At 46.8% G+C, this 21,505-nt stretch carries 15 protein-coding genes and 1 riboswitch; of the genes, 11 read left to right on the top strand and 4 right to left on the bottom strand.

Features of this window, described 5'->3' with window-relative positions; translation table 11 throughout:
• Nucleotides 1–8 precede the first annotated feature (8 nt).
• The 6 genes from CI595_RS00950 (at nt 9) to CI595_RS00925 (ending at nt 8,131) form a co-directional block, all read left to right on the top strand.
• Entirely contained in the window at nt 9–1,532 is a 1,524-nt protein-coding gene (locus CI595_RS00950) for a CoA-acylating methylmalonate-semialdehyde dehydrogenase (RefSeq protein ID WP_095170795.1), read from the top strand.
• 91 nt (nt 1,533–1,623) lie between these two features.
• A complete protein-coding gene (locus tag CI595_RS00945; protein WP_095170793.1) occupies nt 1,624–2,535 on the top strand; it encodes an AraC family transcriptional regulator in 912 nt (303 codons plus the stop codon).
• Nucleotides 2,536–2,744: 209 nt separating this feature from the next.
• Nucleotides 2,745–4,145: a Na+/H+ antiporter NhaC family protein gene (locus CI595_RS00940; RefSeq protein ID WP_095170791.1), complete on the top strand. Its 1,401-nt coding sequence runs from the start codon at nt 2,745–2,747 to the stop codon at nt 4,143–4,145.
• A 60-nt stretch (nt 4,146–4,205) separates the two neighbouring features.
• Nucleotides 4,206–4,278: riboswitch (Fluoride riboswitch) on the top strand.
• Between the two features lie 81 nt (nt 4,279–4,359).
• The gene (locus CI595_RS00935; RefSeq protein WP_095170789.1) at nt 4,360–5,580 is read left to right on the top strand and encodes a chloride channel protein; all 1,221 of its coding nucleotides are present in this window, start codon (nt 4,360–4,362) and stop codon (nt 5,578–5,580) included.
• A gap of 117 nt (nt 5,581–5,697) precedes the next feature.
• Complete coding sequence (locus CI595_RS00930; RefSeq protein ID WP_162291777.1) at nt 5,698–6,897, top strand: GGDEF domain-containing protein; 1,200 nt, start codon at nt 5,698–5,700, stop codon at nt 6,895–6,897.
• A gap of 16 nt (nt 6,898–6,913) precedes the next feature.
• Nucleotides 6,914–8,131, top strand: a complete 1,218-nt coding sequence (locus tag CI595_RS00925) for a GGDEF domain-containing protein (RefSeq protein WP_095170785.1) — start codon at nt 6,914–6,916, stop codon at nt 8,129–8,131.
• Between the two features lie 45 nt (nt 8,132–8,176).
• Here the strand turns inward: CI595_RS00925 and CI595_RS00920 are convergent, their stop codons facing one another.
• From CI595_RS00920 to CI595_RS00910, 3 genes are read right to left on the bottom strand one after another with little or no spacing between them, the layout of a single operon-like run.
• Nucleotides 8,177–9,040 carry an EamA family transporter gene (locus CI595_RS00920; protein WP_095170783.1) on the bottom strand — a complete coding sequence of 288 codons (864 nt, stop codon included), beginning with the start codon at nt 9,038–9,040 and terminating at the stop codon, nt 8,177–8,179.
• 52 nt (nt 9,041–9,092) lie between these two features.
• The gene (locus CI595_RS00915; protein ID WP_095170781.1) at nt 9,093–9,680 is read right to left on the bottom strand and encodes a 4Fe-4S binding protein; all 588 of its coding nucleotides are present in this window, start codon (nt 9,678–9,680) and stop codon (nt 9,093–9,095) included.
• Nucleotides 9,677–9,883 carry a 4Fe-4S binding protein gene (locus CI595_RS00910; protein WP_095170780.1) on the bottom strand — a complete coding sequence of 69 codons (207 nt, stop codon included), beginning with the start codon at nt 9,881–9,883 and terminating at the stop codon, nt 9,677–9,679. Before CI595_RS00910 ends, CI595_RS00915 begins: the two co-directional genes overlap by 4 nt.
• 348 nt (nt 9,884–10,231) lie before the next feature.
• Between CI595_RS00910 and CI595_RS00905 the strand changes: the two genes are divergently transcribed.
• Nucleotides 10,232–13,915 (top strand): multicopper oxidase domain-containing protein, encoded by a 3,684-nt coding sequence (locus tag CI595_RS00905; protein WP_095170778.1) that lies wholly within the window; start codon nt 10,232–10,234, stop codon nt 13,913–13,915.
• Nucleotides 13,916–14,006: 91 nt separating this feature from the next.
• Here CI595_RS00905 and CI595_RS00900 read toward each other — a convergent pair whose 3' ends face one another.
• Nucleotides 14,007–14,666: a GntR family transcriptional regulator gene (locus CI595_RS00900; protein WP_095170776.1), complete on the bottom strand. Its 660-nt coding sequence runs from the start codon at nt 14,664–14,666 to the stop codon at nt 14,007–14,009.
• A gap of 534 nt (nt 14,667–15,200) precedes the next feature.
• Here CI595_RS00900 and garR point away from each other — a divergent pair.
• The 4 genes from garR (at nt 15,201) to CI595_RS00880 (ending at nt 21,457) form a co-directional block, all read left to right on the top strand.
• A complete protein-coding gene (gene garR, locus CI595_RS00895) occupies nt 15,201–16,091 on the top strand; it encodes a 2-hydroxy-3-oxopropionate reductase (RefSeq protein WP_095170774.1) in 891 nt (296 codons plus the stop codon).
• Between the two features lie 9 nt (nt 16,092–16,100).
• The gene (locus CI595_RS00890; protein ID WP_095170772.1) at nt 16,101–17,531 is read left to right on the top strand and encodes a four-carbon acid sugar kinase family protein; all 1,431 of its coding nucleotides are present in this window, start codon (nt 16,101–16,103) and stop codon (nt 17,529–17,531) included.
• A gap of 149 nt (nt 17,532–17,680) precedes the next feature.
• Nucleotides 17,681–20,209, top strand: a complete 2,529-nt coding sequence (locus CI595_RS00885) for a cadherin-like beta sandwich domain-containing protein (RefSeq protein WP_095170770.1) — start codon at nt 17,681–17,683, stop codon at nt 20,207–20,209.
• Nucleotides 20,210–20,500: 291 nt separating this feature from the next.
• Nucleotides 20,501–21,457 carry a 2-hydroxyacid dehydrogenase gene (locus CI595_RS00880; protein WP_095172327.1) on the top strand — a complete coding sequence of 319 codons (957 nt, stop codon included), beginning with the start codon at nt 20,501–20,503 and terminating at the stop codon, nt 21,455–21,457.
• Nucleotides 21,458–21,505 lie beyond the last annotated feature (48 nt).

Here is a 21,505-nt window from a genome sequence, read left to right as displayed (position 1 = left end):
GGTCAGAAATGAGCGAGATCAAGAGAATGAAATACCTGGCAGGAGGGCAGTGGCTGGATACGAAATCAGGAAAGTACACACCTGTGTACAACCCAAGCACCGGTGAGGTGCAGGCGGAGATCCCAAGCTGTACCACAGAGGAAGTTGCATATGCCATTGAATGTGCAAAGAAAGCATTCCCGGCCTGGCGTGACACCCCGGTGATGAAGAGAGTGCAGGTCCTATACAAATTCCGTGATCTGCTGGACCGGCACTGGGATGAGCTGACAGAGTGCTGTGCAAGAGAACACGGAAAGAACTGGAAGGAATCTGCCGGTGATATCGCAAAAGTAAAAGAACCTGTGGAGCTGGCATGCGGAACCCCTACCCTCATGATGGGAGAATCCATGATGGATACCTCCAAAGGATATGACACCGTCAGCTACCGTGAGCCTTTGGGTGTATTTGCAGGGATTGCCCCCTTTAATTTTCCGGGTATGATCCCCATGGGGTGGATGACGCCTATCTGCATTGCAACAGGCAATACCATTGTCATCAAAGCCGCCTCCAAGACACCTCTGACCGCCCTGCGCTGTGCAGAGCTATGGCAGGAGGCAGGCCTTCCGGACGGTGTGCTGAACATTGTCACCTGTACCAGACAGGAGTCCGAACAGTTCCTGACACATCCCGATGTAAAAGGGATCTGTTTTGTAGGTACTACAGGTGTAGGAAAACATATATACGGCATCGCGGCTGCCAACGGCAAACGGGTACAGGCACAGACGGAAGCCAAGAACCATGCCCTGGTGCTGGAGGACGCGGCTTTGGAGCGTACCGCAAGAGGGATCATCAATTCCGCCTTCGGCTGTGCGGGAGAGCGCTGTATGGCTCTGCCCGTGGTGGTTGCCCAGGAGAGCATTGCGGACAAACTGGTTGAGCTGCTGGTGAGATTCGCAGGTGAACTGAAAGTGGGACCGGCCTATGACAAGACAACGGATCTGGGTCCGGTTGTGGATGCTTCCCACAAAGCAAAGGTAGTCAAATGGATCGAAAAGGGAGTGGAAGAGGGAGCACGGCTTGTCCTTGACGGGCGCGGTATCACGGTACCCGGATATGAAAACGGTTTTTACCTTGGCCCAACCATTTTTGACCATGTGACAGAGGATATGGCGATCGGACAGCAGGAAATTTTTGGTCCGGTCCTGGCTGTGAAGCGCTGCAAGGATTTTGAAGAGGGGATTCAAATGATGAACCGCAATCCTTTTGCCAACGGAAGCGTTATTTATACCCAGAGCGGTTATTACAGCAGGGAGTTTGCCCGCCGCACAGATGGCGGAATGGTGGGAATCAATGTGGGCATCCCGGTCCCGGCAGGTATTTTCTCATTCAGCGGCCACAAGGACAGTTTCTTTGGCGACCTGCACTGTCTGGGCAAGGACGGTGTTCGGTTCTTTACGGAGATAAAAGCAGTCACTACCCACTGGTTCGACGAGGAGGAGAAAAAAGCGAAAGAAGTGGATACCTGGGAAGGTTCTGTGGGAGGCAGTATGTAATGCCCCAATACCAATCCAAACAATAAATAAGTAATGAACGCGGTTCGCAGGAAAATTTCTGCGGACCGTTTTGCAGAGAGGGGGATTCGCAGTGAGGGATATTACGAACATAGAGTTTCACACAGGGAGCAAGGAAGAGAGACTGCCCGGATTTGCCCCTGATTTTCCCTATATTGCCTCCCGTGCGGAGCTGGATAAATATATAGGACGGTTTGTACCGTGGCACTGGCATAAGACTGTGGAATTGTTTTACGTGGAAAACGGTGTGTTGGAATATACCACCCCTAAGGGAAAAACGGTCTTTCCCGCCGGCTATGGCGGAATGGTGAATTCCAATGTGCTGCACATGACAAGAGCAGGTTCCAGGGAAGAAAAAAATGTGCAGCTTATCCACATTTTTGACCCTTCTTTCATAGCAGGGGAGCAGGCCAGCCGGATAGAGAAGAAATTTGTCCTGCCTGTTGTGACAGCTTCACAGTTGGAAATCTTTGTACTGCGCCCCCATATCCCTGCGGAAGAAGAGGTTTTGAACCTGCTTCGGGCTTCCTTTGCCTTGTCGGAGCAGGAGTGGGGATATGAAATAAAACTGCGGGCAGTGCTCTCGGAAATATGGATAAAGCTGTTCTCCCTGTCTATCCCGGTTCTTGAGGAAAAAGGAGAGTGCAGTAATTTTGATGATAAGATAAAAATGATGATGATCTACATCCACGAGCATTATGCCGAAAAAATCACAGTGGCAGAACTGGCGGCCGCAGCGTTTTCCAGCGAACGAGAATGTTTCCGCGCCTTTCATGACTGCCTGCAGATGACGCCGGTGGAATACATGCAGACCTATCGTCTCCAGATGGCATGCAGGATGCTGGCAAAAGGAAAAGAAACGGTCACAGCAGTCAGCCATGCCTGCGGCCTGGGAAGCAGCAGCTACTTCGGAAAAGTCTTCCGCAGCTATACGGGATGCACTCCCACGGAGTACCGCCGCAGATGGCAGGATAGTGATACATAAAGGCAGGAATCAGATAGTTTTTTAAATAAAACTGTACTAAAATGATACTTGTGAAGGACAAAAACTTCATCATAACGGGGCCGGGCTGGCTGACAGCCGGGTCCCTTCCTCTTTTTCTTTTTTTCTTTGCGGGAGGGAATGAAGGATACTATGAATAAAGCTCCTTTGAAAGCCGGATACTATAGTTTAAAGTTTAAACGAGGTGCGGCATGAAAAATAAGGAGAAAAAAACACGCAGGCCAAACAGGGCAGAAGCGCTGTCCTGTCTTATTGTGATGATTCTTGTAATGCTGATCGGTACAGTAAAGGGATTTGATCTCTCGGTATCTCTTTTTATCACAGCGGCTTATGTGGGAATCATAGGATTAAACTGCGGATATACTCTGCACGAGCTTTTGGAGGCAATGTATCACAAGGCCGGAGAACTGACCGATTTATTTTTTCTTTTGTGCGGGATTGGATTTCTGACGGCTTCTTTTGTATTTGCAGGTACCATACCTGCCCTGATCACTTATCTGCTGAAATTTGTGACGCCCGGTCTTTGTATTTTACTGGGGTTTTTGTTTACCGCAGTCACAGCTTTTTTCATTGGCACCAGTTTTGGCACCTGCGGAACCATTGGGGTAGCTATGATAGGGCTTGCCATTGTAATGGATGTGAATCTTCCTGCAATGGCCGGAGCGGTGGTGTCTGGGTCGCATGTGGGACTGTTTCTCTCACCTATGGCGGATAACTTTAATCTGGTTGCGTCAGTGACCAAATCGGATTCCCTTACGGTAATGAAACGTGCTGCTTATATCGGGATACCCACTTTTCTTGCGTGTATCCTATTCTATACCATATTAGGGTTTGCAACCGGTTCTTCACAGGGGGTTTTTGACAATGCCCTGCTTTCAGACGGGCTGGCCTCTGTTTTTAATATCAGTCCCATAGCCCTGATCCCCATAGTGGTGGTGGTTGCAGGCAGTTTTATGAAGCTGCCTTCGGTGGTATCTTTGTTTGGGGGCGGTATGATCGGGATCGCCATTGGTGCCCTGCTGAATGGTTTTTCTTTCTGGAAAGGGCTTGCCGCCGGTTACAGTGGTTTTGACCTGACTACTATTACCGGCATTTCCACAGATGCTGTGTTACCGGAGATCGTTACGCTGTGCAACCGGGGCGGTATGCTTTCTATGTCCTCTCTGTTTGTGATCTTGTTTGCTGCCGTGGGAGTTGCCGGCATTATGATAAAGATTAAAGTGGTTGAGGTGATCGTGGAGACTTTGTTTGGGAGGATCCGTTCCCTTTTTGGCCTTGCAGTCAGCAGTTGGTGTATCGGCACCATTACGGGGGCGATCACCAACAGCTCTGCAATATCCATACTTATGCCCATAGAGATGCTGGAGGAAAAATACAGGGAGTTCGGATATTCGGCCCTGGACTGTGCGGTGGTATCCAACACGGCCGCAAGCCCCATGCTCAGTATCATTCCGTGGACAGACGTGGCTGTTTATATGTCCGGCGTTGTGGGCGTATCCGCCGCAGTCTATGCACCTTACAGTATGTGGAGCTGGGGACTGGGGCTGATGGGCATACTCTGCAGTATTTTTAAAGCAGGTTATAAAAAATGACCGGGGACTGCTTCTGGGTTGTACATTGACAAGTTAAAATGAACATGGTATTATTCAATATAGTTTTAAGGGAATGAGGTTCTCCCGTGGATGATTCCAAAAGTGCGTGTATGCTGATGACTTCTGTGTAAAAACAGGGTTATCAGCTTTTTTGTTGGGCAGAAGCATGGAGGGGCGAACGTTTATTACCGGGAACAGACAGAGGAGGAGAAAGATGAATCACAGAGTAAAAAGAATGTATCAGACTTACAAAGAATTATTCCTTCTGGGACTGCTGGGAATCCCCATTGGATTGGTCATAGGAGGGATTGATGCGGTGTTCGGAAGAGTACTGCTGGCGATCACTGATCTCAGGGACGGTCATCCCATGCAGCTTATCCCGTTTTTGGCTTTGGCAGGCGCCCTGATCGCCTTCTGCTATCTCAAATTCGGGGGGAAGAGCAGTAAGGGTATGAACCTTATTTTTGAAGTGGGCCATGGTGAGGAGGAAGTGATCCCGTTAAAGCTGATCCCGTTTATCATTTCCGGGACATGGATCACCCATTTGTTCGGCGGAAGTGCCGGGCGGGAAGGCGTGGCAGTGCAGATCGGAGCCACATTTTCCCATTGGGTGGGCAGGAAGATCCCGTTGAAAAACAGCTCCCATATTTTTCTGGTAACAGGAATGGCAGCCGGGTTCGCCGGCCTGTTTCAGACGCCTATAGCGGCGGTGTTTTTCGCAATGGAGGTTCTGGTTGCCGGAGCGCTGGAATACCAGGCTCTGTTTCCCGCTGTGACGGCTGCATTCACGGCCAGTGCGGCGTCAAGCTTTTTGGGGCTGGAAAAATTTTCGTTTGCACTGACTACACAACTGGATCCGGATATTCCCAATATGGGAAAACTGGTACTGCTGGGAATCCTGTTTGGGATTGTAGGAGGGGCGTTTGCCTGGACGTTAAAATATATGAAAGGAAAGCTTGCCGTGCTGTGGAAGCAGCCGGTACTCAGGATTTTTTTCATGGGGCTGATCTTGAGTGCCCTGCTGCTTATACTCTATAAAGGCAGATATGCAGGTCTCGGAACGAACCTGATCCATGCAAGCCTTTATGGTGAGAAGATTTACGGGTATGACTGGATATTAAAATTCCTTCTTACCGTACTCACATTGGCTGCAGGCTTCCAGGGCGGGGAGGTGACCCCCCTGTTTTCCATCGGTGCAAGCCTTGGGGTAGCAGCAAGCCCGTTGTTTGGCCTGCCTGTTGAATTTGCCGCGGCACTGGGGTATGCTGGTGTCTTTGGGAGCGCCACGAATACGTTCCTGGCACCGGTGCTCATTGGTACGGAGGTGTTTGGATTTGCTTATCTGCCGTATTTCTTTGTGGTATGCACGTTTTCCTATTTGTTTAATCTGAATAAATCTATTTATTCCCTCCAAAAGATAAGGGACGGGCGTTGACAGGGAAGAAAAGTGCGGGGCAAAAGACTGGAATTGTGCGAAGTGAAACGGTTGTTATTTTACCCCGTATTTGATATACTTTATGGATATATGAAGCAAAATAAGGAGGGAATTTCATTGCCATTCTCTTTCTATATGGGCTGGTGGCTGCTCATACCCGTTTGTCTCTCCCTGCTGTATGGCATAATCTCTCATCATGTGCTGCAGATCATGGAGTATCCGCAGAAAGATACAATTTTAGGGCGGCTGGGGAATTCCCTGCCGGCCTTATTCCTGTTTACATTGTGGAGCATCATAAATATTCCACTGCCTGTGTTCTATATTCTGGCCTTTTTTACTAAAGTGATCCGGTTATACCGCAGGGGAGAGAGCCGTTCCAGGGAACTGTTCCTGATTAATATTACCCATCTGACGACAATGGCTTTGCATATGGTTTTGATCGGTGTGTTCTCTCTGGCTGTACAGACTTCAATGAAAGAACTTCTGCAGTATCCTTTTTGGCGGATTTTCACGATCAGTATGGTATTGATCATAAATAATTTGGTTGCGCTGCTGCTTCCCAGATGGGAGACCATAATGGGGGTGCTCCGTACACAGGCCGAAAGCGCAGAGGTTCGGCCTTTTATGATGTTTTTATGGTTCTGCAATATATTCCTGCTGCTGGACAGTATCCTGTGTATGGCAGATGTGGGCTGGGATCTGCTGCCTTTGTTTTTAGTGGGCAGTACCGTATTGATGGAATTTTATCTGATACGGTTTTTGCGGCATCTCTATTTGGTATTAAAGGTTTACTACCTGGAGGAGGAACACCGCCGTCTGACTAAGGAGCTGGAACAACAGAATCAGGATGCGGCGGTACTGCGAAGCAAGAGTGAACAGGATTCCATGACCGGTATTTATTCCAGACAGTATCTGATAGATAAGGCGAGAGAACTGCTGGAGAGGAAGGTGCCGTTTTCCTTTGTCTTTATTGATCTGGACCATCTCAAGCGTATCAATGACAGGGAGGGGCATCATGCGGGAGATATCTATCTCATTCAGTTTACTGAGGAATTTGCTTCCCATCTGCGCGATACGGATATATTTGCCAGAGTGGGAGGGGATGAATTCGTTGTATTACTTCTGCACTGCGTGGGAGAGAAGGCCATAGAGCGAATGGATCTTATCCGTTCCCGATTGACCGTAGATCTTAAACCGGGATTTTCGTTTAGTTATGGTGTCAGCTATGTTGCGGAGGATACGGCTGACAGCCTGGAACAAATTTTCCACAAGGCCGACCAGGCTATGTATCGGGATAAACAGACAAGGAAATACTAGGAAAGGAGGGGAACACATGGGCTTACTTTTGCTGACCGCGCTTACCTATTTTTATTTTCACTGGCAGTATTTTTTTCTGGCGGCTGAGCTGCGAAAGATGACGCGCCAGCGTTTTGGAATGGTTCTCCTCAGTTTTATACTAAATTATCTGTTCTTTGTGATATGCAGTGTTCTGGAATTTCCATTAATTATCAACTGGTTTCTTTTTGCCTTCCTTCTGTTCTTTGAAACGCTGCTCTATGATCAGGGGGACAAGCGATGCGCATACTTCAGTTCTTTACTGGGAATCCTCTATGGCCTGTCTGTGAATATTTTCTGCCGCAGCGTCATAGCCATTGGCCTGAACCAGCCGCTGCAGAATTTTGATAATCATACAAGCAGTGTGGGGAATTTAAAGGGAGTACCTGTTTTACTGGGATTTTTGCTGGCCGGATGGGTGTTTTTGATCATGAGACATCCGGTGGTGATGGAACGGCTCCGCCTGATCTTGGTACATCCCGGCCATCAGTCTTTTTTGCTGGAGATCATGACAGGGCTGCTTTTTTATCTGTTCCTGAATCTTTTGCTTTATGCGGCGCCGTTCAATGATCTTCTGTTAAAAATGTGGAGTATTAAATCCTGTATTTTCAGTGTTGTGGGGATTTATATAGCTATCCGGTATACCAGAAGGATATGTGAGCTTGACGATTACCGGGAAAAAAACCGGCAGATGGAACAACAGCTGGAAGAACAGCGGCAGGAGGAAGAACTTCTGCGGCTGCAGACCACTATTGACCCTATGACCGGTTTTTATAACCGGCATTATGCGGAAGAGAAGATTGCTTTTCTGATGGAACATAAAGCTGATTTTATTCTTTGTTTTCTCGATTTAGACGGGCTGAAGAGGGTAAATGACCAGTACGGACATGAGGAAGGGGACCGTTATATCCTGACCGTGACCGAGCAGATCCGGAATGTCTGCAGAAGCGGCAGGGACCTGCTGTTTCGTTATGGTGGGGATGAATTCCTGCTTTTGTTTGAGAAAGTGACACGGGGGAAAGCAGAGGAGAGGATAGAACAGCTCAATGAAAGGCTTTGTTCCATAAGCAGACAGAATGGGTTTTCGTATCCCCTGTCTCTCAGTTACGGTGTGGTGGAAGGTACCGCGTATACAGACTGGAAGGAACTGATCCGGGCAGCTGACAGGAAAATGTATATACAAAAACAGGAGAAAAAAATGGCCCGGGACCTCTAAAGCGTGTCTGAAACAAGACCGTAAGCGTTGGTCCCGGAATCTGTTTTACAGTAGCATGAGTAATGTGCCTGCTGTGATCTGAGCAAGTCCGGCTGCTGATCTCAGGGATAGTTTCTCGTGAAATACCAGGTAGGAAAAGAAAACCGTTACCAGTATACTCAGCTTGTCTATGGGAACGACCACACTGGCAGGTCCATCCTGCAGGGCTTTATAATAACACAGCCAGGAGCCGCCGGTGGCCAGCCCTGACAGGAAGATAAACCCCAATTCTTTTTTAGGTATATGCCGCAGTTCTTTTTGTTTGCCTGTAACTACAACCATGATCCAGGACATTACCAATACCACACCGGTGCGGACAGCAGTTCCCAGATTGGATTCCACATGGGAGATGCCTATTTTTCCAAGGATGGCAGTCAGGCTGGCAAACACTGCGGAACCTAAGGCGAAAAACAGCCAGCGGTTGCTTTGAGGAGCCGGTTTTGAACCCTTGTCTTTCTTTTCGATCATCATATAGGTGCCAACAGCGATCAGGACCACCCCAATTCCCTTAAACAGGGTGATCTTTTCCTGAAGCAGGACTGCTGCCAGCAGGATTGTCATGATCGTGCTGGATTTATCCACAGGGACTACTTTGTTGATATCGCCCAGCTGTAGGGCTTTAAAGTAGCATAGCCAGCTGGCACCTGTGGCAAGGCCGGACAAGGTCAAAAATAAGATGGTTTTTAAATCTATATTTTTTATCTGACTCTGAGAACCGACCAGAAACACCATCAGCCAGGAAAAAAGCAATACCACAATTGTGCGCAGAGCAGTGGCAGCAGTGGAATCTGTCTTCCGGATTCCGCATTTTGCCAGTATGGACGTGAGGCCTGCAAAAAGAGCAGACCCAAAAGCAAAGATGACCCACATGAATTCTTCCCCCGTGTTTTTTCTTTCATGATAGCATCAGGGGATAGGGTGGTCAAGGTGTGGAACCCTCTTTATTTTTCAATTTACATATGGTCTGTGTCATTGTCCCCATAGGGCAGAACGTGCACCAGCTCCTTGGCTTATAGAGCAGCATCACGATCAGACCGATCAGGGTTGAGGTCAGCATAAGGCTGTAGAAACCAAAACTGAATTTTGCCACCCAGTCTGTAACCGTACCGGCTGTATAAGTCCAGCCCCAGGGAACTTTTATAGTCCAGAATAACTGGATCACCTCTTTTAAACTGTTGGCTCCAGATGCCACCAGCCAGGTCTGGAATACCATATTGCCGAACATGGTAAGAAAGAAGAGGAGAAAGCCATAGCGGAACCATTTGGAAACCATCCATCCCGGGGTGGTTTTATTTCGTGAACATTTGAGGGAGCTGCCGAGAAGATGAAAGAGCTGGCCTCTGCCGCACATGTGATTACAGAACCATTTATTTCCTCCGAAGGCAGCGATCATGAGGGGAAGCAGAAAGTCGATCATTCCAAGCCAGGCAAATAAGATATTAAAAAATCCCAAAGCAAAGTAAACGATGGACCATATCCAAAGATAATCATACCAGTGTTTTGTTCTCATTTCTGTTCACCTCGATTCCTGATCTGGATACATCCCGCCGGACATATCTTAGCACATTTGCCGCACCCGATACATTTATCCGGGACAGGGGCAGCATAGCATCCTTTCCATATATGTACAGCATCTTTTGGACAGACATTCATACATGCGCCGCAGGCGACACATCGGTTTTTGTCAACAACCGCATATTTTTTTGAGGGCATATTTGTGAACTCCTTATTTTTGATGTGACTATGATACTATAAAATAGATTTGATTTCTGTGACTAAATTACAATTTCCTTCACTGGTTTAAAATACGGACAGGAGGGGATTGGTATATAGATTGTACCGATTAGGCTTATTTTACATATAATACAAAAAAAGAGAAAGTATCAATATATGATGGATCATTTGATTTTATTCCTAAAACTTCATTCTTTTTTTCCCGGAACCAGAATCCCGGAAAAGGGGTGTGATCATATAAAAAGTGCCGTGCGGTTCCGCAGCTGGCGGGAAAATGCTTTAATAGCCGGCACACCTTTGGTATATAGAAATATGGAGGGGTAAGTTATGGAATTATGTAATTATATGCAGAAGCCTAATGTCAGAACGTACAGGATCGAGGCCATTGAAATACCCATAGTATATAATAAATACGGGGATCACGATCCCAATGGATTGTTATATGTGCTGCAAAAAGATGCGGAGAGGATAAAGAGAGGCGCGCTGGTGAATTTTAACAGACCGGACCCTCAGCCTTATGAGGGAGTGAAACCGCTGGTCATCCGGGCAAATCTGGGGGAAGAGATCCATATCTATTTCCGGCATTCTCTGAAAAGGGATCTGTCCATCCATGTGCAGGGGCTTCGATATGATGTTCAGACCTCCGACGGAGCCAGTGTGGGGATGAATCAGGACAGCACCACAAGAAATGAGATCGTCTATACCTGGTATGCAGAGAAAGAGGGCGTCTATCTGTTCAGTGATATGGGAGATACCAGGAGCAGCGAGGAGGGGACAAATATACACGGGCTCTTTGGGGCCATCATCGTTGAAGCTCCTGAATCTGTCTGGCTGGACCCGGAGACGGGAGAAGAGCTGGAGAGCGGTCTTTTCGCAGATATTTATCATCCTGCCAAGCCATCCTTCCGTGAATACGCTGTGTTTTTCCATGATGAGCTGGAAATAAAAAATAAAGAGGGAAATACCCCAACAGACCCGCACACGGGGCTTCCGTCAGCAACCACCGGAATCAGTTACCGTTCGGAACCTATGAGAAACAGACTTCCCCTGACAGAAAATCATGCGGACACGGCAGAAGATATCTCCATGAGCTCCTGGGCATACGGAGACCCGGCACCGCCGATTCTGAAAGCGTATGTGGGAGATCCGGCTAAGATCCGGCTGGTTCACGGAGGCGTGAAAGAGACCCATGTATTCCATCTCCATAATCATCAGTGGAGGCTGGAAAATGATAATCCTAATTCTACGATCTTAGATTCTGTTTCTATCAGTCCCCAGGAATGCTATACGCTGGATATTCTGCACGGGGCGGGAAGCCTGAACGGGATGGTGGGGGATGCTATTTTCCACTGCCATCTATATCCTCATTTCCATGAAGGAATGTGGACACTCTGGAGGATCTATGACCGTCTGCAGGATGGGAGCGGAAAACTTCCGGACGGAATGCCCATACCTAGACTGATACCCCTGAAAGACAGGAAACAGCCGCCGCTGAAAGACCCGGAACATCCGGGATATCCCAATTTTATCAACGGACAGTTTGGAATGCGCCCCCTGCCGCCGCCGCTGGGGATCCTGGATGCTGACGGAAATAATAAGATAGAGCCTACGCCTTTGGAAGCAGATAACTTTGTGGATGCATTTGAACCGGGCGCGCTCTATACAGACACCTGCCCCTGCCATACCGATTGCGGATGTGGGTGCGGGGAAGCGGAGGAAGGGAAGGTAAAAGTATTTGAGATAGCCGCTGTACAGGCAAAAGTAGTTTATAACAAATACGGTTGGCATGATCCACAGGGGCGTTTCTTTGTCCTGAAAGAGGAGCTGGAAAGACACGGAGGGCTGGAGGCGTATATCAAAAAGGTGGAAGCTCAGGAAATACAGGTGGAACCGCTGGTGATCCGTGCAAATGACGGTGACTGCATTGAAGTTCGCTTTACAAACCTTCTTCCGGAATATATAGAAGCAAGCCCGTTTCAAATGGAGACACTGACTGACATTGTGGGATATCACATCCATCTGGTAAAATTCGATACAATTGTATCGGACGGAGCAGCCAATGGCTGGAATAATATTGCCGGAGCCAGAAGATACGAGACTCTTATAGAACGGTTCTTTGCAAATGCGGAATTGAGAACCGTATTTTTCCATGACCATCTGTTTGCAAATACACATCAGCAGCATGGGATGTTCGGAGCATTGGTGATAGAGGAAGCGGGAGCTACATTTCATGACGTGGAAACAGGAGAAGCGCTGAAATTCGGGACAAAAGCTGTTATCCGCAGGCGTGATGGAACCTCTTTCCGGGAATTTGCCTTATTTCTGCATGATTTTGCCCTGTTATTTGACGGAAACGGAAAGCCCCTGAATCCGCCGGAGGTTCCCGGCTCCCACGATGATCCCGGAGTTATGGGGATCAATTACCGGTGTGAACCAATGAGGGAAAGACTCAGCGATACGGCGGACCCGGCTTATATTTTCAGTTCTATTGTTCATGGAGATCCGGCTACACCTCTGCTGGAGACATATCCGGGAGATGAGCTGATGATCAGGCTGCTTGACGGGGCTCATGAGGAGCAGCATGTTTTAAACGTCACGGGAATGTACTGGAGAAAAGAGATAGCGGATATCCATTCGCCGCTGGCTGCATCTCAGTCTATCGGGATTTCTGAGGCATTTAACCTTCAAATTCGGAAAAATTATAACTGCGGGGATTATCTCTATTATTCAGGCGGGATTGACGACGCCTGGCTGGGGCTGTGGGGGATCATCCGTGTATACGATAAAAAGCAGGCTCATTTGAAGCCGCTGTGTAAAAATGAATTGGGTATTCTGCCGCTTCCCATGTGTCCCGGCAGAGATTCTGTGGTACGGAAATATGAAATCGCTGCCATAAAGACTGATATTTTATATAACAAATACGGGGATCATGACCCGGACGGTTTGATTTTCGTTCCGGCGGATGAGGTGGAGCAGGTGCTCTGCGGTAAATACCAGCCTAAGCCATTGATACTCCGGGCAAATGCGGGGGACTGGATTGAAGTCACCCTCCATAACATGATGGGGCCGGACATTCCGTATTTTGACTATCCCCGCGTCCCGCTGGATAAGAAGCATCGCCCTTCCAACAGGGTGTCCTTGAACCCCCAATTTCTTCAGTATGATCCAATCTGCGATTCGGGCATCAATGTGGGATACAACAATCGGGAGCAGACAGTAGGTCCGGGGGAGAGCAAGAAATATCTCTGGCATGCAGATCAGGAATACGGCTCCTGTATCATACAGTCTTTCGGTGATCTGCGGAATCACAGATATCACGGATTATTCGGCGCGATCATCATTGAGCCGCCTGCTTCCAGGTGGTATCAGAATTTTATGATGAGAAGCGGAGTATATCAGGAACAGGCAGTCATCACAGCGCCCGGGACAGAGACTTTCCGGGAGTTTGTTGTCTTTATCCAAAATGGAATCCGCCTGGAGGACGCAGAGGGCAATGTGATCCGGACGGCGCAGGAGGATGATACGGACCCGGTGGATGCGGAGGACACAGGAGAAAAAGGATATAATTACCGCTCCGAGCGTTTTGCCAACCGGCTGCGCAGAGACAGCCGGATCGCAAAAGTATTCAGCAGTAAAGTGCATGGAGATCCCGCCACACCTGTTTTTAAAGCATATACCGGAGACCGGGTCATTTTCCGGACTATGATGCCGGCGGATAAACCGCGTAATGTAGGATTTGCGGTCCATGGGCATATGTGGAAGGAACAGCCGGATGACTTCCATTCCAGAGTGATCCCCATCCAGGGCGCGATCAGTGTGGGAAACAAATTTGAGATGGAACTTGAAAAGGGCGCATCATGTCCGGGCGATTATCTCTATCGGTCCGGAAGCCTGAAATGGGATGTGGAATCAGGAATGTGGGGAATATTTAGAGTCCTTAGACAGGGAATCGGGTGTAAATGTAAAAACACATGCAAAAAAGCATTGCAGTGTTTCAGCAGAAAATCTTAAGTGACAGGAGACAGTTACCAGGCAGAGCCATGGATTTGGCAGGCTTTGCCTGGTGATATCCACATTCGCCATCCGGATTATTCTATGCTGCTCATGAATAACAAAAGTCTGACAGGTTCAATCCTTTTGGGGTTTCCATATGCTTCATGGTTACGGAATAGATTTCCGCAAGGTTGCCGCATTTCATAGCATTCAGGATCGCGCTGTGTTCTTCAATGGTTTCCTGCATACGTCCCGGATGCCCCAGGGAGAGAACTGCCAGGCGCTTTATCTGAAAAAGATAACTGCCAAAAAGCTCATGAAAAGTCCGGTTGTTCAGACTTGAAACAATTTCGATATGAAACTGGTTGTCATATTCCACAAAAACGGAAATATCCTGAGTGGTTTCAAGGATCTTTCTTTGTTTTTCCATAATATAGTCCAGTTCCCGAAAAAGTTTTTGGGACCGGTCTTCTTTATGATCCTTTGCTATTTGTACGGTACAGTATCCTTCGATGGCGGACCGGATCTGAAAGGTCTCGATGATATCCTGTTTGGTCATCTGATGGATACAAAAGCCTTTACTTGGGATGATGTCAATATAACGTTCCTGAGCAAGGCGGTGTAAGGCATCCCTCATGGGAGTACGGGAGACTCCGATTTCCTTTGAGATTTTTGTCTCTGAATAAATGGTATCATATGCAAAGGCATCTTTTAAGATCAAATCTTTGATATAATCATATGCTTTTGTCTGAAGCGGTTTCTGCGTCATGTTCCATGCCTCCTGGAGGATATACTATTTTATTTATTCTATAGCATACCGGGATACCGGTCAATATAAAACAGAAAAGATAATTGGACAGATGTTACTATTCGTTACCGTACACTCCGTGTCCAGTAACACGCTTCGCGAAGCACAGATATGGAGCATTCTGCACCATATCGCGCTGGCTGCCTCGGGATTTTCATGCTTTCGGCATGAAAACGCCTCCCGGTACAGTGGCCTGTGTACAGTAACTACTATTCAGCCTTTCGGCTTCATAGCAACAAAAGCATGCACAATCCTGCTCTTTAGGGTACAGACTGCAAAAACTGCAGCCTGGTGCGTGGCAGCCTCAGAGTTGCCTTGCAAATGCAAGGCAACACCACGTTGGACAGTGGAAGGCTGAACTGTTACGGACAGATTCTACAAAAAAGATGGATATAAATTGTAAAATACAGAGAAGATAAATAAATGCATTGACCAACACACCGGTATACCGGTATACTGATATTAATAAAATAACTTTTGACAAGGAGAAAGTGAATGAAAAGAGCAGGATTTATCGGGCTGGGAATTATGGGAAGACCAATGGCAGAGAATCTGTTAAAAGCAGACATAAAAGTCATGGTGAATGATTTAAATCAGGATGCAGTCAAAGAATTGGTAAATGCAGGTGCGCAGGAGGGGACACCCGGTGAGATCGGAAGTTCATGTGAAGTGGTATTCACGATCCTCCCAAACGGTACGATTGTCCGGAATGTGCTGTTTGGGGAGAAGGGTGTGGCAAGAGCCATGAAGAGAGGCGGCATTCTATGTGATATGAGTTCTGTGACCCCGGAGGATTCAAAGATATGCTACGAAAAATGCAGAGAGTACGGTATCGGGTTCCTGGATGCACCTGTTTCCGGGGGAGAGCCGGGGGCGGTCAATGGGACACTGGCTTTTATGGCAGGCGGTGACAAGCCAGTGTTTGAAGCCCTGAAGCCTTATTTTGAAGTTATGGGCAGCTCGGCTCTGCTTGTAGGCGGACCGGGCAGTGGAAGTGTGACCAAGCTGGCAAACCAGATCATAGTCAATAATACCATAGCAGCGGTTTCGGAGGCTTTTGTCCTGGCTGCAAAGGCCGGGGCAGACCCCGTAAAAGTATATGAGGCTATCCGGGGAGGCCTGGCGGGAAGTGCTGTGCTGGATGCGAAGATACCCATGATCGTGGAGCGGAATTTTAAGCCGGGGGGAAAGATCTCCATCAATCACAAAGATATAAAAAATGTGGTGGAAGCTGCCCACTCCCTGGACGTACCAATTCCGTACACAGCACAGCTTTTTGAGATCATGCAGGCACTGAAAGTAGGAGGCCACATGGAGGAGGACCATTGCAGTATTGTAAAATATTTTGAAAATCTGGCAGGTATCACCGTGGAAAAGATAAAATAGGAGATGAATATGGAAAACATACTTAGCGCGGATGTATTGTTATCATATCCGGAGGTGGATATGGCAAAGGCGGAACAGCTCCTTCAGATGGAGATCAGCAGGAGCGGTAAAAAAATCGTTGTATTGGATGATGACCCAACAGGAGTGCAGACCGTTCACGATGTATCTGTGTATACAGACTGGACAGAGAATAGTATCCGCCAGGGATTTGAGGAAGAGAACCATTTGTTTTACATACTGACAAATTCCAGAGGACTCACTGCAGAACAGACAGCAAAAGTACATAGAGAAATTGCCGCAGCGGTCAAAAAAGTGTCTGAGGAGACCGGAAAAGAGTATCTCATCATGAGCCGAAGTGATTCTACTCTCAGAGGTCACTATCCTCTGGAAACTCTGATTTTAAAAGAGGAAACAGAGGCTTATGGAGATATCTGCATAGATGGAGAGATTATCTGCCCCTTTTTCAAAGAAGGAGGCCGCTTTACCCTTAATAATACACATTTTGTAAAATATGGGGAGGAGCTGATCCCGGCAGCACAGACAGAGTTTGCAAAGGACAAGACATTTGGGTACACCCATTCAGATATCTGTGATTATGTGGAAGAAAAAACAAACGGCGTATATAAAGCAGAAGACGTGGTCTGCATCAGCCTGGAAGATTTGCGGAACATGGAACTTGACAAGATCACCGGGCAGTTGCTGGCAGTGAAAAATTTTCAGAAGGTGGTAGTAAATGCCATTGACGATTCGGATGTGAAAATCATGAGTATTGCTGTTTACCGGGCAATGGCAGCGGGAAAGAACTTCCTATTCCGCACAGCGGCGGCCCTGGTAAAAGAAATGGGGGGAATCTCATCCCAGCCGCTTTTGACCAGGGAAAAAATGATCATAAAAGATACAGATCATGGAGGCGTGGTCATAGTCGGCTCTCATACACAGAAAACCACGCAGCAGTTGGAGGAACTAAAAAAAGTGGAGGGAATTGTAAGCATTTCATTTAATTCAGACCTGGTGCTGGATGAGGAGGCCTTCCGCGCTGAAACAGAGAGGACGACCGGAGAAATAGAACGAATCATCACATCCGGAAAAACCGCAGTGGTATATACGAAAAGAAAGTTTCTGGTTGTGGAACATGATACAAAGAAGGAGGCTCTGCTTCGCTCCGTAAAGATTTCAGACGCTGTCCAGTCTCTTGTGGGGAATTTAAGGGTGGTTCCCAGTTTCGTCATCGCAAAGGGGGGAATTACTTCGAGCGATGTGGGGACAAAGGCATTGAAGGTAAAACGTGCAGTCGTTATGGGACAGATCCGTCCTGGAGTCCCGGTATGGCAGACAGGAGAGGAGAGCAGATTTCCGTCGACCCCGTATGTGATCTTTCCGGGAAATGTGGGGGATGTGAATACTTTGCGGGAGGCGGTGGAAATTCTGATGAATCGGTAAGGCGAAGTGTTATTTTTAGCAAAAACAGGCTTTGAGAGTATAAAAATGACTTTGGGTTTAGGATCGTATTCATTTTTTATGCTTCATGGTATACTTCAACCATCAATACACGATAAAATAAAAATAGTGAAGAGAGGAGAACTACAGACATGAAGCAAAAAAGAAAAGGAAAAAGTGCAGTATCTGTTTTGCTTGCATTTCTTCTGTGCGTCAATTCAGCGGCAGTGGTTTTTGCAGAAGATGAACAGTGGGAAAAGGGCGGAAGCAAAACGGATATGGAACAGGGGGCAGAGGATACCCCGCAGTCGGATTCACAAGGAACTGTGGAAAAAAGCGGAGATGTTCAGATGAATACGGAAGATAAGGATGCGGGGGAGGAAAATGCAGCGGGAAAGGATACTCCGAATTCTGCAGAGAATCGTGTAGAAAGCGGCAAAGACTCAGAAAAAACGGACAAAGACCAAAGCATAGAGAATATGGACAAAAATACAGAGAAAGGGAACGCAGACGATACCACATCTGTAGAAAATCCGGAAAAAACGTCATCCGAGGAAAATACATGTAAGAATCCAACTGTAGACAACACAGAGGCAGATAACAGCGCGAATACATCTGAAAAGACAGAAAACCAGCCTAAAGCAGATGCCGTTGTGGAAAACACACAGTCTCCGGATCCGGCAGCCGCACCTGCATCTGCAAAGGCAGCAAGAATCTTGACTACCAACACATCTATTTTGATAAATGTAGCCTATACACAAAACTGGTCAGGCAGCGGAACAAGTGATGACCCATACTACATGGATATACGGTATATTGGGAAAGATACTTTTGGTGCACAGACAGTAGACGATCTGGCAGTGATAAACGGAAGTGGGAATACATATACACAGCCGCTGGTATTCGGAGATAACACGATAGAGCTTACAGTTGTATCTTCTGACAAAACAAAAACAGTGTATTATAAAATAGACGTCAACAGATCAAAACAAAATCAGAATGACTGGCCACGATTTCTGACTACCAAGCCGACAAGCGTGGCTGGTAAGGCTGATGGAAGTATAGGCGGGCTGGATACACAGAAACGATATGATTATAAAAAAGTGGGTAAGTCTGGCTGGATTTCTGTTCCTGCCGGTGTTACAGAGATTACCGGTTTAGCCGCCGGAAGTTATGATGTTCGTTATGGTGAAAGCGATGAGTATCACAAGGGCAATAACTCACTTAGGGTTACTATTTGTGATCCTGCTAAGTATCAGATAGCGGTTGCAAAAAATGTACCGGATGAGATAAAAAATGCACTTGAATTACCTGGTGAGGTTACCAGTGGGAGTATGGTGACTTTGAGGATGAACTTTGCAAAGGAAACTTTTGTAGAGCAAATACAGTTAAGATCTTCGGTGAAGATACCGGGTACTCCATTTACATCATCGACAGATACATATTTGCTTTCTGACAGTACCATGAAGTCTGTTAAATATGACGGTAATTCTTTTGAAATCACATTTGCCCTGCCGGAAGGAGAACCGGAGATCGTAGATGTAAAGATCAGAGACGGAAAATGGAATACGATCAGCTATGATTCTAACCTTACAGTAGATATAACACCTGCGGATGCCGATAAGGCGTTTCAATTTAATTACAATACAATGTATTATGCGCAGGGAAGTATAGTGAATGTAAAGGCAAAGATTAACCCGAATGTGGATAGAAGTTCCATCCTTACCTCATTCAAGGCTGTTCGTTCGGATGGGAGTATAGCAGCAACCTCTTCTGATGCAAAACCTATAGATATCACCGTGGATGGTGATCTGACCATTATTGGTGAGCGTCAGGGGATACCGGCAGACACTGTTGAACTAAGAGATGTGCTGGATAATGAGGTACCAAAGGATCTTACTCTTTACACAGACGATACATGGTTTGAGGTAAGCAGGCAGTTGGCTCTGGCTGATCAGATGCTGAACGCCAGAAAGGACGCCCAGAGTTTGGTTGACAAATATGTGATAGATTTAAGAGCTGCTCTGGGTCAATTAAAATTCCGTACCGGGGATTATACGGAAATCCTGGAAGCACAAAAACGGGTTCCGTCGGATGTGAGCAATTATACACAGGAATCTGTTCAGGCTATGCAGGAAGCGTTGAAAGCGTCCAGTCAGCCGATCAATGAAAACTGGGATATGTCAAGATACCAGGATATGCTTAATCTGGCCGATGCTCTCAATCAGGCAATTGATGCTCTGCAGCTTAAAGGGGCAGATTATACGAAAGTAGAGCAGGCAAAGAAAAAGGTTCCAAAGGATTTGGGGATTTATACGGATCAGTCAGTAAAAAATTTGCAGACGGCTTTGGACGGTGTAATTGAGGGTCTGGACATAACACAGCAGGAAAAGGTGGATAAGATGGCTGAAGCTATAGTAAAAGCCCTGGATAGGCTGGAAAAAAAGCCTGATAAGAGTGAAAACGGGACAAACAATAAACCGGAAACAAATAAGAAGCCGGAAACAAATAAGAAGCCGGATGCAAATAACAAAGGAAATACAACAAAAAAAGAGACAAAAAGTACAACATCACCTAAAACTGCGGATAATTCTGCTGTTGAACTTTGGTCTTTGATTGGAGCAGGTAGTGTATTACTTCTTCTGTTTGCAGGCAGAAAACGCAGAACAAAAGGTAATTAAAGAATGTCTGAACAAAAATTATCTTTTGGATGTTTTATAATTGACATTTGAAGGATAATAACCTTTTTCAGTAGGGTTTATACAAGGCTGTGCAGTGTTTGCGACGATAGATATCGACGTACACCGCACAGCTTTTATCATTTTTAAATGTTGTACCAATCCTTTCAAATATACCCAGAAGTCTAAATGTGAAAATTCTGCAGGAGACATTAAAGCAGCAGGGTGTTATACTGGAATAGCAAAAAGATTTCATACGATCACAGAAACGATCAGAACAGGGAGGAAAAAACGTTGAAAATTGCATTATTAGAGCCAATCGGAGTGACAAGAGAAATTGTGGAAAGTTATGGGGAAAGATTAAGAGAAATGGGACATGAGTTCTGTTATTATGATACCCTGTGGGAGAATACAGAGGAACTGAAAAAAAGATCTGAGGGCTGTGACATTGCTATGATCGCCAACCATCCATACCCTCAGGAGGTTATTGAGGCTTCGGATAAATTGAAAATGATTTCCGTTGCCTTTACAGGGATCGACCATGTGGGAACTGCATGCTGCAAAGAAAAAGATATTATGATCTGCAATGCAGCAGGATATTCAAACCAGACAGTAGCGGAATTGATCATCGGTTTTGCAGTGGATGCCCTCAGAAATGTGGTGAAAGCAGACGCGGTGGTACGGCAGCAGGGGACAAGCGCCGGTATCGGAGGCAGGGAAATCTGCGGCAGAACCGTGGGTATCATCGGACTTGGACAGATTGGGACCATGGCTGCAAGATTATTCCAGGCATTTGGAGCCAGGGTGATCGCTTATAACAGAAGCCAGTCTGAAGAGAAAAAGGATTTGGGAATCACGTATTGTTCCTTGGATGAGGTACTGGAACAGAGTGATATTATTTCCCTGAATCTTCCGCTGAACAATGAGACAAGAGGATTTATCAGCAGAGAAAAGATCGCTAAAATGAAACCGGATGCGGTGTTTATCAACTGTGCAAGAGGTCCCATTGTGGACAATAAGGCCCTGGCAGATGCCCTGAATGAAGACCGCCTTGGGTTCGCATGTATTGATGTCTTCGACTGTGAGCCGCCTATCCCGGAGGATTACCCTCTTCTTCATGCAAAGAATACGGTGTTGACACCCCATCAGGCATTTATCTCTGAGGAGTCCATGAAGAGACGTGCTGAAATTGTATTCCGGAATGTATTTTCCTATCTGGAAGGTGCGCCGCAGAATGTTTGTAAGCTGTAAACCCATAAGGCTGCGCTGCCGAGTATAAAAAAGCAGTGACAGGTGAGA

It is taken from the genome of Blautia hominis (assembly GCA_002270465.1).
Taxonomy (GTDB): Bacteria; Bacillota; Clostridia; order Lachnospirales; family Lachnospiraceae; genus Blautia; species Blautia hominis.
The sequence above is the reverse complement of the archived record's forward strand: the minus strand, read 5'-3'. Positions and strand labels throughout refer to the sequence as shown.